13 protein-coding genes are annotated in these 14,096 nt (G+C 59.3%); 1 reads left to right on the forward strand and 12 read right to left on the reverse strand.

Features of this window, described 5'->3' with window-relative positions; genetic code table 11:
* Positions 1–34: 34 nt before the first annotated feature.
* From AACQ95_RS22270 to rplU, 5 genes are all read right to left on the reverse strand, one after another.
* Entirely contained in the window at positions 35–1,729 is a 1,695-nt protein-coding gene (locus AACQ95_RS22270; RefSeq protein WP_241280023.1) for an AMP-binding protein, read from the reverse strand.
* Between the two features lie 173 nt (positions 1,730–1,902).
* Positions 1,903–3,273 carry a YjiH family protein gene (locus AACQ95_RS22275; protein ID WP_241280025.1) on the reverse strand — a complete coding sequence of 457 codons (1,371 nt, stop codon included), beginning with the start codon at positions 3,271–3,273 and terminating at the stop codon, positions 1,903–1,905.
* Between the two features lie 408 nt (positions 3,274–3,681).
* Positions 3,682–4,887, reverse strand: coding sequence for an Obg family GTPase CgtA (gene cgtA, locus AACQ95_RS22280; protein ID WP_098980649.1), 1,206 nt, complete (start codon positions 4,885–4,887; stop codon positions 3,682–3,684).
* Positions 4,888–5,079: 192 nt separating this feature from the next.
* Positions 5,080–5,337, reverse strand: coding sequence for a 50S ribosomal protein L27 (gene rpmA, locus AACQ95_RS22285; RefSeq protein ID WP_005311678.1), 258 nt, complete (start codon positions 5,335–5,337; stop codon positions 5,080–5,082).
* A 17-nt stretch (positions 5,338–5,354) separates the two neighbouring features.
* Positions 5,355–5,666, reverse strand: coding sequence for a 50S ribosomal protein L21 (gene rplU, locus AACQ95_RS22290; RefSeq protein ID WP_005304210.1), 312 nt, complete (start codon positions 5,664–5,666; stop codon positions 5,355–5,357).
* A gap of 242 nt (positions 5,667–5,908) precedes the next feature.
* Between rplU and ispB the strand changes: the two genes are divergently transcribed.
* Complete coding sequence (ispB, locus tag AACQ95_RS22295; protein WP_103471532.1) at positions 5,909–6,880, forward strand: octaprenyl diphosphate synthase; 972 nt, start codon at positions 5,909–5,911, stop codon at positions 6,878–6,880.
* Positions 6,881–6,975: 95 nt separating this feature from the next.
* Here ispB and AACQ95_RS22300 read toward each other — a convergent pair whose 3' ends face one another.
* The 7 genes from AACQ95_RS22300 to mutL form a co-directional block, all read right to left on the reverse strand.
* Positions 6,976–7,164: a DUF2065 domain-containing protein gene (locus AACQ95_RS22300; protein WP_241280027.1), complete on the reverse strand. Its 189-nt coding sequence runs from the start codon at positions 7,162–7,164 to the stop codon at positions 6,976–6,978.
* Positions 7,165–7,265: 101 nt separating this feature from the next.
* The gene (hflC, locus tag AACQ95_RS22305; RefSeq protein WP_005311670.1) at positions 7,266–8,150 is read right to left on the reverse strand and encodes a protease modulator HflC; all 885 of its coding nucleotides are present in this window, start codon (positions 8,148–8,150) and stop codon (positions 7,266–7,268) included.
* Between the two features lie 3 nt (positions 8,151–8,153).
* Positions 8,154–9,302, reverse strand: a complete 1,149-nt coding sequence (gene hflK, locus AACQ95_RS22310; RefSeq protein ID WP_241280029.1) for an FtsH protease activity modulator HflK — start codon at positions 9,300–9,302, stop codon at positions 8,154–8,156.
* Between the two features lie 92 nt (positions 9,303–9,394).
* Positions 9,395–10,681, reverse strand: a complete 1,287-nt coding sequence (hflX, locus tag AACQ95_RS22315; RefSeq protein ID WP_043135158.1) for a ribosome rescue GTPase HflX — start codon at positions 10,679–10,681, stop codon at positions 9,395–9,397.
* Between the two features lie 63 nt (positions 10,682–10,744).
* Positions 10,745–11,008, reverse strand: a complete 264-nt coding sequence (gene hfq / locus AACQ95_RS22320; protein ID WP_005311664.1) for an RNA chaperone Hfq — start codon at positions 11,006–11,008, stop codon at positions 10,745–10,747.
* Positions 11,009–11,078: 70 nt separating this feature from the next.
* Complete coding sequence (miaA, locus tag AACQ95_RS22325) at positions 11,079–11,996, reverse strand: tRNA (adenosine(37)-N6)-dimethylallyltransferase MiaA (RefSeq protein WP_241280070.1); 918 nt, start codon at positions 11,994–11,996, stop codon at positions 11,079–11,081.
* Positions 11,997–12,093: 97 nt separating this feature from the next.
* The gene (mutL, locus tag AACQ95_RS22330) at positions 12,094–13,971 is read right to left on the reverse strand and encodes a DNA mismatch repair endonuclease MutL (RefSeq protein WP_241280031.1); all 1,878 of its coding nucleotides are present in this window, start codon (positions 13,969–13,971) and stop codon (positions 12,094–12,096) included.
* Positions 13,972–14,096 lie beyond the last annotated feature (125 nt).

A 14,096-nucleotide genomic window follows, 5' to 3' on the forward strand; every position in this document is an offset into this window, starting at 1 on the left:
CCCGCGGGCCCTTTTTTATCGCGCAAGAACCGCCTCAGCGCGTCGCCTCGGCATGCTGGCGGGCCAGCTCATCGCTCATTGCCTCCCGCATCTTGAACTTCTGCAGCTTGCCGGTCACCGTCATGGGGTACTCCTCCACGAAGCGGATATGCCTGGGTACCTTGAAGTAGGCGATGCGGGCCGACAGGAAGTGCTTGAGCTCCTCCTCGCTGACCTCCTGCTTGGGCCTGAGCTTGACCCAGGCGCACACCTCCTCGCCATAGCGCTCGCTGTCGACCCCGAACACGGCAGCATCCTGCACCGCTGGATGATCGTAGAGCCGCTCCTCTATCTCGCGCGGATAGATGTTCTCGCCACCACGGATGATCAGTTCCTTGCTGCGCCCGACGATCTGCACATAGCCCTCTTCGTCCATGATGCCTATGTCCCCCGAGTGCAGCCAACCCTCCTCGTCTATGGTCTCCGCCGTCTTGGCAGGATCCTGCCAGTAACCCTGCATCACCCCCTTGCTGCGACAGCAGATCTCCCCCCGCTCGCCGATGACCACCGTCTCGCCGCTCGGATCAACCAGCTTGATCTCGGTGTAATCGAGGGCACGGCCGACCGTGGTGACCCGCTTGTCCAGCGGCGCATCGATGGCGGTCATGTGGTTGATGGGACTGCACTCTGTCTGGCCGTAGGCTATGGTCACCTCGGTCATGTGCATCAGGGTCTGCACCTTGCGCATCAAGGGCTCGGGGCAGATGGCCCCGGCCATGATGCCGGTGCGCAGGGAGGAGAGATCAAACTCAGCAAAGCCGGGCAGCTCCAGCTCGGCGATGAACATGGTCGGCACGCCGTGCAGGGCGGTGCAACGCTCCTCGCTCACCATCTGCAGGGCCGCCACAGGGTCGAACGCCTCCGATGGAAACAGGGCGCAGGCCCCCACGCTGATGCAGACCAGGTTGCCGAGCACCATGCCGAAACAGTGATAGAGCGGCACAGGTATGCAGAGCCTGTCCTGCTCGCTGAACGCCATGCCCCGCGCCACCTGACGGCCGTTGTTGAGTATGTTGCCATGGCTCAAGGTCGCGCCCTTGGGGTTGCCCGTGGTGCCCGAGGTGAACTGGATGTTGATTGCATCATCAGATTTGAGGGTAGCCGCCACCCGGGCAAGCCGGGCCGGATCCTGCTCGTCCCCCAGCGCCAGCACGGCACCGAAGTTGAGCATGCCGGCGCTGGCCTCCTCCCCGAGCCGGATCACCATCGCCAGGCTCGGCAAGCGGGCACTGACCAGCTGCCCGGACGGCGAACTGGCCAGTTCCGGGGCCAGCTCATTGAGCATGGCGAGGTAGTCGCTGCCCTTGAAGGCACTGGCGCAGATGAGGGCACGGCAGCCCACGTTGTTGATGGCAAACTCCAGCTCGTAGCTGCGGTAGGCGGGATTGATGCAGACCATGATGGCGCCGATGCGGGCGGTGGCGAACTGCACCAGACACCACTCTATGTTGTTTGGTGACCAGATGCCGACCCTGTCCCCCGGCTGGATGCCGAGCGCCAGCAAGCCCAGCGCCAGCCTGTCTATCTGGGTCAGGTATTCGCGGTAGTTCCAGCGGATCTGCTGGTGGCGCACCACAACGGCGGGCCGTTCGGGAAAGCGTTCGGCTATCTCTTGCAGGTATTCGCCTATGGTCTGATGAAGCAGGGGCTGATCGCAGGGACCGGCCCTGTAGCTGAGCAGTGAGGTCATGGGGTGACTCCTGGCCACGTTCAATTTGAATTGCCTACTGCTCGGCTGGCACGCTTTTTCCAGCTTGTTACATTAATGTAAAACCCCACTATTAAAAAGACTCACTTTGGTCTAATGCCGACCACAAAAAACGGCCAACCCAGGTTGACCGTTTTGCATCCAGCACAACTGCCCTAGAACAACAGATGCGCCACACCGGCGATGACCGGCAGCGTGACCAGGGTGCGCAGCAGGAAGATGACAAACAGCTCCCACAGCTTGACCGGGATCTTGCTGCCCAGCAGCAGGGCACCCACTTCCGACATGTAGATGAGCTGGGTGACCGACATGGCGGCGATCACGAAGCGGGTGATGTCGCTCTCTATGGTAGAGGCCAGCACGGCCGGGATGAACATGTCGGCGAAGCCCACCATGATGGTCTTGGAGGCGGCTTCCGCATCCGGCAGTTGCAGCAGCTCCAGCAAGGGCACAAAGGGCGCCCCCAACCAGTTGAAGATGGAGGTGTGCTCGGCCAGCATCAGGGCACAAGTCCCTATGGCCATCACCACAGGCAACACGCCGAATACCATGTCGAGTGCGTTCTTCACACCTTCTCGCGCCACCGCGCCCATGTCCGTCATGCTTTCGGCCTTGGTCAGCGCCCGCTCATAGCCGTAGCTCAGCACGCTGTGCTCATGAGGCACTGACTCCTGCTGGCGGCACAGGGGGGTGCCATCGGCATAGACGTCCTTCTTCCAGGAGAGCGGCGGCAGGCGCGGCACCACTATGGCAGCCACCACGCCGGCCAGGCAGACGGTCAGGTAGAAGGGCACGAACATGTGTTCCAGCCGGACCTGGGAGATCACCACCAGACAGAAAGTAATGGAAACCGCCGAGAAGGTGGTGCCTATGACGGCAGCCTCACGCTGGGTGTAGAACTTGCCTTCGTACTGCTTGCTGGTCAGCAGAATGCCGACGCTGCCATCCCCCAGCCAGGAAGCGAAGCAATCCACGGCGGAACGGCCCGGCAGGCGGAACACGGGGCGCATGATGCGGGTCATCATGGTGCCGACGAACTCCAGCAGACCGAAGTCCAGCAGCAAGGGCAACAGCAGACCGGCGAAAATGAACACCGAGAACAGCACAGGCAGCAGATCGTGCAGCACCAGACCACCGGTGGCACCGGAGCGCAGCGCCTCGGGCCCGATTTCGAAGAAGGTCAACAGCACGAACACGCCGCCCAGCACCCGCACGCAGGCCCAGAAGGGGGAGACGTTGAACAGGCTGTTGAGGAAGGGGCGCCTGACCAGGATGGCCGGCTTGAACAACCAGGCTACCAGCGTCATCAGCATGGTGGTGGTGATGATGGCACTGACCATGGCCACCAGATAATCGGCGAACACCGTCTGTACCAGCTTCGCCAGCACGGCGACGGGTATGGTGACGTTTCCGTCATAGATGACGGGGGTCATGAACAGCAGGATCCCGATGAGTGACGGGACCAGGAACATCAGCACATTGCGGCGGGTATTGAGCGCAGGTGCTTGCAGAGTCTTTTCCAGCATGGTTTACAGCCTTAATGTTACTTTTCCTTAGCCAGGCAAACCTGCATATTCATGCTCTCACCCGGCAAAACGGGCGCAAGAATACCCCAATAAAATGCACAAACAAGCTTTTAACGGATAATTCCAAGCATAAATATTTTCACAGGCAAACCTTCCATAAGAATGACCTCAAACAGATATGCATATCAATTCATTGCAGATGGTTAGCATATTGTTTCAATTAGGTTGCATTCAGGTGCGCAGTATAATCAGTTGCGGTTGGCAGGCAATAAGTGACATAAGAAATATATCTATATAGTGATCGGGCCAGCCGGATGGGCCCCATAAAAAAACCGGAGTCTGTTGCCAGACTCCGGTTTTTCTCATCGATGGGCCAGGATGCCACACCGATCAGGCAGGACAGGGTGATCAGTCACGAACATAGATGACTTCAACGCCATCATCTTCGTCATCATCCCAGTCGTCGTCATCGTCGAGGGTCGCATCGAAGGCCAGGGAAGCCGCTGCGGCCTCAGCTTCGGCCTGGGCCAGCTGGTTCTTGTGGTAATCGTCCCACTTGAACTCCACCTTCTCGATGGCGTCCTTGGCATCTTCGACCAGCGTGCGTGGCATGGTATCCAGCAGATCCAGGATGTCGTAGCACACCTTCTTGGTGCCTTCCTTGCTGATGGCCGTGATCTGGTAGACAGGGCCTTCGTATGCCAGCGCAGCCTTGACGCGCTCCATTACCTCGACCGCTTCCTCTTCCAGGATCAGATCCATCTTGTTGAACACCAGCCAGCGCGGCTTGCCCGCCAGCTCGGGGCTGTATTTTTCCAGCTCCTTGACGATAGTCACGGCATTCACGGCGGGATCCGAGCCATCTACCGGGCAGATATCCACCAGGTGAAGCAGCACGCGGCAACGCTCCAGGTGCTTGAGGAAGCGGATCCCCAGACCTGCGCCTTCGGCGGCACCCTCGATCAGACCCGGAATGTCGGCGATCACGAAGGAGCGGGAGTTCTCGCCACGCACCACACCCAGATTGGGTACCAGGGTGGTGAAGGGGTAGTCAGCCACTTTCGGACGGGCTGCAGACACTGCGCGGATAAAGGTGGACTTGCCCGCGTTGGGCAGACCCAGCATGCCGACGTCGGCCAGCAGCAGCAGTTCCAGCTTCAGGGTACGTACTTCACCCGGCGTACCGCTGCTCTTCTGGCGCGGCGCCCGGTTGACGGAGCTCTTGAAGCGGGTGTTGCCCAGACCGTGGAAACCACCCTTGGCAACCATCAACTTTTGACCATGAGTGGTCAGGTCGCCCAGTCGCTCACCGGTATCTTCATCACTGGCGCGGGTTCCGACAGGAACGCGCAGTACCTTGTCTTTGCCACGATGACCGGTACAGTTGGCACTGCGGCCGTTCTCACCGCGCTCGGCCGCATGGAAGCGTTCGAAACGGTAATCGATCAGGGTGTTCAGGTTTTCATCGGCAATCAGATAGACATCGCCGCCATCGCCACCGTCTCCGCCATCCGGACCACCGTTGGGAATATACAACTCCCGGCGAAAACTGACACAACCGTTACCACCGTCACCGGCATCGACTCGAATCTGGACTTCATCAACAAACTTCATAGGTAACCGTCACCTTAATTCGAAAAACCGATACGCAATTATAGTGGTACAGGCCCCTGCGGGCGATACGCATCTTAGCGATGAATGCCTCGCGCAACACCAGGCACATCTGCGTTCCGTTTTTTCGTAAACTGCGTCAGAAAAACAAAAGCCCCGCCTGTTGGCGGGGCTTCGGATCCTTGCGGTCCGTAATTACTCAGCAACTATGCTAACGTACTTACGATTCAGCGGACCTTTAACTTCGAACAGGATCTTGCCAGTCGCTTTCGCGTACAGGGTGTGATCGGTGCCCAGACCAACGTTGGTGCCAGCGTGGAACTTGGTACCACGTTGACGAACGATGATGCTGCCTGCCAGAACTGTTTCGCCGCCGAAACGCTTAACGCCAAGGCGTTTAGCTTCAGAATCGCGACCGTTGCGGGATGAACCGCCAGCTTTTTTGTGTGCCATCTATCGGACTCCTCTAATTAAGCGCTGATGCCAGTGATTTTGACTTCAGTGAACCACTGACGGTGGCCCGCTTGCTTACGATGGTGCTTACGACGACGGAACTTGACGATAGTCACTTTCTCGCCACGGCCGTGAGCCACAACTTCAGCTACAACCTTGCCACCTTCAACGAAAGGAGCACCTACTTTAAAAGTGTCGCCTGCAGCAACCATCAGAACTTCGTTGAAGTCGATGGTAGCGCCAGTCTCAACGTTCAGCTTTTCCAGACGAACGATTTGACCTTCGGCCACACGGTGTTGTTTTCCGCCGCTTTGGAATACCGCGTACATTTGATTAACTCCGTAAAGGCGTGTCTTTTGCTCAAGGCCAGACACGCGCAAAAACCTATAACAATGGGCCGGCATTCTACGCAAATCGATTTGCTCAGGCAAGGCCAATTTAGCAAAAAGTTTATTTTGTGCGCATATCTGCCGCCGTGAATAAACGCTTAACTGTAACCCATTGTGAAATCGTGTAGAATCCCCGCCATTACTAAAACCGCAGTTATTGCTGCCGTCACGTTACGAGACTTATGGACCAACAGACTATCCGTGCGCTCTGTGCCGCCGACATGACGGCGGTGAATGAACTGATCCTGGCGAGACTCCAGTCCGATGTCAGCCTGATCAACCAGCTGGGTTTCTATATTGTCAGTGCAGGCGGGAAACGGATGCGCCCCATGCTGACGGTGATGGCCGCCCGCGCACTGGGATACGAAGGTCAGGATCATCTCAAGCTCGCCGCCATCATAGAATTCATTCACACCTCTACTCTGCTGCACGACGACGTGGTCGACGAATCCGACCTGCGCCGCGGCCGGGAGACGGCCAACGCCCTGTTTGGCAATGCTGCCAGCGTGCTGGTGGGTGACTACCTCTACAGCCGCTCCTTCCAGATGATGAGCGAACTCTCCAACCTCAAGGTGATGGAGATACTGTCGGATGCCACCAACACCATAGCCGAGGGCGAAGTGTTGCAGCTGATGAACTGCAACGATCCGGACACCACGGAACAGAGCTACATGACGGTCATCTACTGCAAGACCGCCAAGCTGTTCGAGGCCGCCACCCGCCTCGCTGCCGTGCTGACCCATCAGCCCGAGCCCGTCGAGCAGGCCATGACCGACTACGGCAAGTATCTGGGTACCGCCTTCCAGATCATCGACGACGTGATGGACTACTGCTCCCAGAGCGATGAGATGGGCAAGAACGTCGGCGACGATCTGGCCGAAGGCAAGCCAACCCTACCGCTGCTGCGAGCCATGGAAGTGGGCTCGCCCGAGGAGCGTCAGCTGGTGCGCGATGCCATCGAGCATCGCAACGGCATGGAGCATCTCGACCGGATTCTGGCCATTCTGGATCGCACAGGTGCGCTGGAGTACTCCCGCATGCGGGCCCGGCAAGAGGCTGACAAGGCCATCGCAGCGCTCGCCGTCCTGCCGGACTCCCAGCACAAGCAAGCGCTGGAAACCCTGGCCCAGATGGCGGTACAGCGCAGCGCCTGAGTCAACGACTCCTGCTGGATGAAAAAAGAGGCCTCAGAGCCTCTTTTTTATTGCCTGCACTTTGCTGATAGCCGATGGCTCAATGGCTCAATGGCTCAATGGCTCAGCATCCAGAGGATCACTGCGCCCGCCACCACCAGCGAACCACCGATGCGGCGCAACTGCTCGGGTGGCTGGTCGCTCATCAGCCGCAGCATCTGCTGCCAGGCCCTCGGCATCAACAGGGGGCCAAGCCCTTCAAACAGCAATAGCAGCCCCAATCCCATCAAGATGGATGTCAGCATTCCCGCTCCTTGCACAAAAAAGCCGCCCGTATCGGCGGGGTCTGGCGCCATAAAGCAAAAGGGCCTGAATCATCAGGCCCTTTGGTCTTATTGCTTGTCTCTTACTGCTTGGTGCCGTGAGGAGACTTGAGGTAGCGGAAGAACTCGCTGTCTGGTTTGAGCACCATCAGGTCGTTGCCACCGGCAAAACTCTTGCGATAGGCCTCCATGCTACGCACGAAGCTGAAAAACTCGGGGTCTTTCTTGTAGCTGTCGGCATAGATCTTGGCGGCTTCGGCATCCCCTTCACCACGCAGCTGACGCGCATTACTCTCGGCATCGGCGATCATGACGGTCACCTTGCGGTCGATGTCAGCGCGCAGGATTTCGGCCTGCTCGCGGCCCTGGGAGCGATGCTCACGGGCTACTGCAGTCCGCTCGGCACGCATCCGCTGATAGATGGAGCTGGAGACTTCCACCGGCAGGTTGATCTGCTTGATCCGCACATCGACCACCTTGATGCCGAGCTCGGAGGAGCGCGCCATCTTCATCAGGGCATCTTCCATCACGGTACTGCGCTCACCAGAGACTATGTCCTTGATGGTGCGGTTACCGATCTCGGAACGTAGACCGTTGTTGATCTTGCGCTTGAGCAGGTCTTCGGCCTGGATCTTGTTGCCACCACCGGTTGCCAGGTAGTACTTGGAGAAGTCCTCGATCTTCCACTTCACGTAGGAGTCGATGATGAGGTCTTTCTTCTCCGAGGTGACGAAGCGATCCGCCTGGCCTTCCAGGGTCTGGATGCGGGCATCCATCTTGCGAACCTGATCGATGAGCGGCACCTTGAAGTGCAAACCAGGCTCATAGAGCCGCGGCTCGCCGGATTCAACCCGCTTCACCTTGCCAAACTGCACCACTATGCCCTTCTGGCCTTCATCAATGATGAAGATGGAAGAGAAGCAGACCATGGCGGCCACAGCGATGACACCAATAGCTATTTTTTTCATCTATTAGTTTCTCCCTGAGCTGAAACGGTCACCGCTGCGCAGCGGGGTCGGTGTGGAGTTGGCCCCTTCGTTGGACGGCGTGGTTGATTCAACTACCGGCGTGTCAGCCGGACGAGCCGGTTGTACCGCATTCGCCTTGCCAGACAATTTGTCGAGCGGCAGATAGATCATGCTGTTGTTACCCGCCGGCATGTCCACCAGCACCTTGTTGGCCTGTTGATAAAGCTCTTCCATGGTTTCCAGGTAGATACGCTCGCGAGTCAACTCGGGCGCGGCCTGATACTGGGGCAGCAACTCGTTGAAGCGAGCCACTTCACCCTTGGCCTTCAGCACTATCTGGGACTTGTAACCTTCGGCTTCCTGTTCCAGACGCTTGACCGAACCGCGGGCCTTTGGCTCCACTTCACGGGCATAGGCTTCCGCTTCACGAATGAAGCGCTGCTCATCTTCCTGGGCGGAGATGGCGTCATCGAAGGCGTCTTTCACCTCTTCCGGCGGACGCGCCGGCAGGAAGTTGACGTCGACGATCTGCAGACCCATGTGATATGGCTCCACGATACTGTCGATCACCTGCCAGGTTTCCTGACGGACCTTTTCCCGACCCGTGGTCAGCACATCGTCCATCCGGGTGTGACCCACCACATAGCGCAGGGCGCTGTCAGTGGCCTGACCCAGACTCTCGTCAGCATTGGTGACGCTGAACAGGTACTGCTCGGGATCGACCACGCGATACTGCACGTCCATCTCGACCCGCACCACGTTCTCGTCCTGGGTCAACATGAAGCCGGAGGCCGGCAGAGAGCGTACAGACTCGACGTCCACCGGGATCACCCGGTCGATGAAGGTCGGTTTCCAGCGCAGGCCCGGATCCACGTTATGGGAATACTCCCCAAAACGCAGCACCACGCCCCGCTCGGCTTCGCGAATGGTATAGAAGCCGCTGACGACCCACACCACCACGGCCACGACCAGAGCGATAGAGAGACCAAAACGGCCCATCTCGCCACCTGACTTGCCACCACCCAGCAAACCACCAAAACGGCGGCTTACCTTGCGCAACATCTCGTCCAGATCAGGGGGTCCCTGATTCTTGCCGTTGTTCCCCCAAGGGTCACGGTCTTTGCCGTTGTTTCCAGGCTCATTCCAAGCCATCAGCATCTCCATTAATACAAGCGGATGGATATCAACTCTATCGGGCCATCAATCGTTGATGAAGCCTGTAAGCATTCATCTTCATCGACGAATCAATGCCTGATAAAGCGTTGTAAATTCTCGCCTTCCTGTTTCACGAGGCGGTTCCAGTCGGCAAGCTGCAAGCGTACCTCCAGGACAAAATCCCCCTCCTCGCTGAAACCTTCCTGTTCAATGCCCTTCAGACGATAGAGCGCACTGCGCAATCTGGCGGCCGAAGGGGGCAACTGCAGGGTGTGATGCACCATGGAGCCGGCCAGCAACTCGGTCAGGGCCGTAAACAGGTATTCACAGCCTTCACCCGTCTGGGCAGACAACCAGAGCCGCACCGGGCGCCCCTCATCATCCCGCTCCAGACCCGCCGGACGATCGGCCAGCTTGTCGATCTTGTTGCAGATCATCAGCTGGGGCCGGTCGTCGGCCTCAATCTCGGCCAATACCTGCTGCACCGAATCGATATTTTCCTGCATCTGCTCATCGGCGCAGTCCACCAGGTGCAGCAGCAAGTCAGCTTCACGGGTCTCCTGCAGCGTCGCCTTGAAGGCCGCGACCAGATCATGGGGCAAGTGTCGAATAAATCCAACTGTATCCGCCAAGATCACATCACCCACATCCCGGATCACCAATTTACGCAGGGTGGGATCCAGTGTTGCGAACAATTGGTCGGCAGCATACACGCTGGCAGCTGTAAGTTGGTTGAACAAAGTGGACTTTCCGGCGTTGGTGTAACCCACCAGTGAAACGGTCGGCACCTCATTGCGGTTGCGGGCCCGACGGCCCTGCTCCCGCTGTTTGGCCACTTTGTCGAGCCGACGCAAAATCGCCTTGATGCGTTCACGCAACAGGCGGCGGTCGGTTTCCAGCTGGGTTTCGCCCGGGCCGCGCAGACCAATCCCGCCCTTCTGACGCTCAAGGTGGGTCCAGCCTCGCACCAGGCGAGTAGAAAGATGGCGTAACTGGGCCAGTTCGACCTGCAACTTGCCTTCGTGGGTACGGGCGCGCTGGGCGAAGATATCCAGGATCAGGCCGGTTCTGTCCACGACCCGACACTGGAACAGGCGTTCCAGGTTGCGCTCCTGGGCAGGGGTCAGGGCATGGTTGAAGATCACCACGTCTGCGCCCAGCATCTGCACCTGGGACGCGATCTCTTCAGCCTTGCCGCTGCCGACAAAAAATTTGGCGCTGGGTGCACTGCGGTTGGTGGTGACCACCCCCAACGCATTGACCCCGGCCGAGCTCACCAACATCTTGAGCTCTTCCAGATCCTCCCGCTCACCCTCATCGCTGAAGTTGACATGTACCAGAACGGCCTGTTCGCCGGCTTCATAACGGTCAAACAAGCGCTTGCTCCTTGACAGGAATCATGATGAATCTGGGTTGGCGAGTCGTCTCGCCTCGGGATATCACGCCTCGGCTTCACCCTGTTCTTCGCCAGCTGCGCCAGGGACGTGCTGGTGATGGTTGACGGCACGGGCCGGCACCACGGTGGAAATGGCGTGCTTGTAGACCATCTGGCTCACGGTGTTCTTCAGCAAAATGACAAACTGGTCAAACGATTCGATCTGACCCTGCAGTTTGATGCCGTTCACCAAATAGATAGAAACAGGAATCCGCTCACGGCGCAGCGCATTCAAAAACGGGTCTTGGAGAGATTGCCCCTTAGCCATCTTCTTTTCCTTATAGTTTGTTGTTTTTAAACACCGGATATCAATATAACAACCTGATTATACAGGAGTGTCAAGCCACTCCGGCACGGGCAACGACCCTTGCCAGATTGCCAGACTCACCAGATTCCAACCAGGTGACTTCAGGCCAACCGCGCAACCAGGTCATTTGACGCTTGGCCAACTGGCGGGTGGCAACAATTCCGCGATAGCGCATCTCATCATACTCCACTTCCCCTGCCAGGTAGTCCCACATTTGGCGGTAGCCAACGCAGCGAATAGCGGGCAGGTCGGGGGTGAGATCGCCCCGCTCATAGAGCGCCCTGACCTCTTGTTCGAACCCGATTTGCAACATCTTGTCAAAGCGCTGTTCGATGCGCTGGTGCAACAGGGCGCGATCGCTCGGGGCGATGGCAAATTGATGCACGCAATAGGGTAATCCTTCCCCCTGTACCTGGGTCAGCTCGGTGAGCGTCTTGCCACTGATGCGATAGACCTCGAGTGCCCGACTCAGACGCTGCGGGTCATTGGGATGGATGCGCGCCCCGGCAACCGGGTCTATGCGCACCAGCTCCTCGTGCAGCGCCTGCCAGCCGAGGCGAGCCGCCTCTTCCTCAATCCCGGCACGAATGACAGGGTCGGCGGATGGCAGCGGCGAGAGTCCCTCCAGCAGCGCCTTGAAATAGAGCATTGTGCCCCCCACCAGCAGCGGAATGCGGCCACGGGCGACTATGTCGTCCATCTCCCGCAAGGCATCGCGGCAAAAATCCGCCGCCGAATAGCTCAAGGCAGGATCGAGCATGTCGATCAGCTTGTGGGGTGCCATGGCCAGCTCGTCGGCCGTCGGCTTGGCGGTGCCTATGTCCATGCCGCGATAGATGAGCGCAGAATCCACGCTGATGATGTCGCAGGGCAGGGCCTGACACAGATTGATGGCGAGATCCGTCTTGCCGGAGGCCGTCGGCCCCATCAGAAAAATTGCAGTCGGCAAGTCAGCCACGTGAAAAACTCCCCTTGCATGGTCGCCACCGGAGCGGGCGCACCTGCAAAAACTTATCTATTGGTCGAAGAGGCGGTCATCCAGCCCCTCAGTTGCCATCGGCAAACTCGGCCAGCACGCTCGCCAACGACACGGGGCGCACCATGCGCGTGTCTGCCAGTTGGTCACTGAAATCGGTCACAAGTTCCGTCAGCAAACGACTGGCAGTTGAAAAATCATATACTTTTTCGCGGCTTATCCCCTGCTCCACCAGCCATTGGCATAATACTTCAGCCAGCTGGCTCGCATCACTGTCAGATCCGCTCTCGATAATTTGCAATAATTCGGGTAATAACCGCACCAGATCTGTCTGACGCAGCAAGGCTGGCACCCGAGTCAGGATCATGGTGTCGCGCCCCCCGTTTTTCAACTCCAGCCCCATGCGTTTGAGCAAACGTTCCTGCTCTTCAACCAGCGCTATCAGGTTCTTTGGCAACTTGAAGGAAACCGGCAGCAGCAGCGGTTGCGCCGCCAATCCCTGCCCCCAGGCCTCCAGCAGCCAGTTGCGCAGCAGCAGGCGCTCGGCCCGCACCAGCGAGAGCAGTGCCAGCTGGCCGTCTCGCGCCAGCAGCAGATAGGCCTGCTCCACCAGGGTGAGCGCCCGCCAGACGCCTGGCGCGCCCTGAACGGCTGCGTTGGCGGTCACCGCCGAGGTGACGGGTACGACAGACGCGGGACCCGCACCGGGCAAGGTGGTGAGCAGCGCGCCCATGCCACGCATCGCCTCCCGGCTGGGGGGCTCGGGCGGCTGATAATTGCCGGCGCGAGCCGCGCCCCCTTCTCGCACTTCCTGGGCCGGCGCCCGATAGTTGTGCTCGGCGCCGTACCACTCGGGACGGGGCGCCTGGCCCGGGTATTCAATCTGCCCGCTGACCGGCAGCTCGACCAGGGTCTCGGCCAGCGGCTCGCCCTGCTCGGCTCTGGCGGCCGCCTCCCGGTGCAGTGCGGTGAACAGCGCCTGAAAGATGAAGTCGTGGATGAGGCGCGCCTGATGGAAGCGCACCTCGTGCTTGGCCGGATGGACGTTCACATCCACCTGATGGGGATCCAGCTCGATATAGAGCACATAGGCGGCGAAGCGGTCGGCGGGCAGCAGCTCGTCATAGGCCTGGCGGATGGCGTGATTGATGAGCTTGTCGCGCATCATGCGGCCGTTCACATAGGTGTATTGCAGATCGTTCTGCGGTCTTGCCCCCTGCGGGGTCGCCAGCCAGCCCCACAGCCGCACATCGCTATGCTCGCTTTCCACCGCCAGCGCGTGGTGCATGAAGGGGGTGCCACAGACGGCGGCCAGGCGACGCTCCTGCTCGGGCACCGTATTGGCGGCCTTGTACTGGCGCATCACCTTGCCGTTGTGGCGCAGGATCAGGGTGACATCGAAACGGGAGAGCGCGATGCGGCGCACCAGCTCGTCGATATGGGCAAACTCGGTCTTTTCGCTGCGCATGAACTTGCGCCGCGCGGGGGTATTGAAGAAGAGATCCACCACCTCCACAGTGGTGCCCACCGGGTGGGCCGCCGGCTTGACGGTGACCTGCATCTCGCGCCCTTCCGCCTGGGCTTGCCAGGCCTCGGACTGATCCTGGGTGCGGGAGGTGAAGGTGAGACGGGAGACAGAGCTGATGGAGGCGAGCGCCTCGCCGCGAAACCCCAGGCTGCAGATCCCTTCCAGATCATCCAGGGTCGCCACCTTGGAGGTGGCGTGGCGCGACAACGCCAGCACCAGCTCGTCTTTGGCGACGCCGCAGCCGTTGTCACGGATGCGGATCAGCTTGGCGCCGCCCTTGTCGATGTCGATCTCGACCCGGTCGGCCCCCGCGTCCAGGCTGTTTTCCACCAGCTCCTTCACGACGGAGGAGGGCCGCTCCACCACTTCGCCTGCGGCAATCTGGTTGGCCAGAATGGGCGGTAAAATACGGATCGGCATGGCTTGCTCCTGACCTTTGGTCTTGCGGGATCCAGACACAGTCACCACTGAGCAGGGCCGCTCCCCCCCTCTCCTGCGGCAATCTGGTTGGCCAGGAAAGGCGATAAAACAGGGAGCGGCATGGC

Origin of the sequence: Aeromonas sp. MR19, assembly GCF_963899305.1 — a bacterium.
Classification (GTDB): Bacteria; Pseudomonadota; Gammaproteobacteria; order Enterobacterales; family Aeromonadaceae; genus Aeromonas; species Aeromonas bestiarum.

What these genes read in the sequence shown, in the direction of transcription:
- AACQ95_RS22270 (WP_241280023.1), bottom strand. Translation starts at nt 1,729, where the DNA reads ATGACCTCACTGCTCAGCTACAGGGCCGGTCCCTGCGATCAGCCCCTG.
- AACQ95_RS22275 (WP_241280025.1), bottom strand. Translation starts at nt 3,273, where the DNA reads ATGCTGGAAAAGACTCTGCAAGCACCTGCGCTCAATACCCGCCGCAAT.
- cgtA (WP_098980649.1), bottom strand. Translation starts at nt 4,887, where the DNA reads ATGAAGTTTGTTGATGAAGTCCAGATTCGAGTCGATGCCGGTGACGGT.
- rpmA (WP_005311678.1), bottom strand. Translation starts at nt 5,337, where the DNA reads ATGGCACACAAAAAAGCTGGCGGTTCATCCCGCAACGGTCGCGATTCT.
- rplU (WP_005304210.1), bottom strand. Translation starts at nt 5,666, where the DNA reads ATGTACGCGGTATTCCAAAGCGGCGGAAAACAACACCGTGTGGCCGAA.
- ispB (WP_103471532.1), top strand. Translation starts at nt 5,909, where the DNA reads ATGGACCAACAGACTATCCGTGCGCTCTGTGCCGCCGACATGACGGCG.
- AACQ95_RS22300 (WP_241280027.1), bottom strand. Translation starts at nt 7,164, where the DNA reads ATGCTGACATCCATCTTGATGGGATTGGGGCTGCTATTGCTGTTTGAA.
- hflC (WP_005311670.1), bottom strand. Translation starts at nt 8,150, where the DNA reads ATGAAAAAAATAGCTATTGGTGTCATCGCTGTGGCCGCCATGGTCTGC.
- hflK (WP_241280029.1), bottom strand. Translation starts at nt 9,302, where the DNA reads ATGGCTTGGAATGAGCCTGGAAACAACGGCAAAGACCGTGACCCTTGG.
- hfq (WP_005311664.1), bottom strand. Translation starts at nt 11,008, where the DNA reads ATGGCTAAGGGGCAATCTCTCCAAGACCCGTTTTTGAATGCGCTGCGC.
- mutL (WP_241280031.1), bottom strand. Translation starts at nt 13,971, where the DNA reads ATGCCGATCCGTATTTTACCGCCCATTCTGGCCAACCAGATTGCCGCA.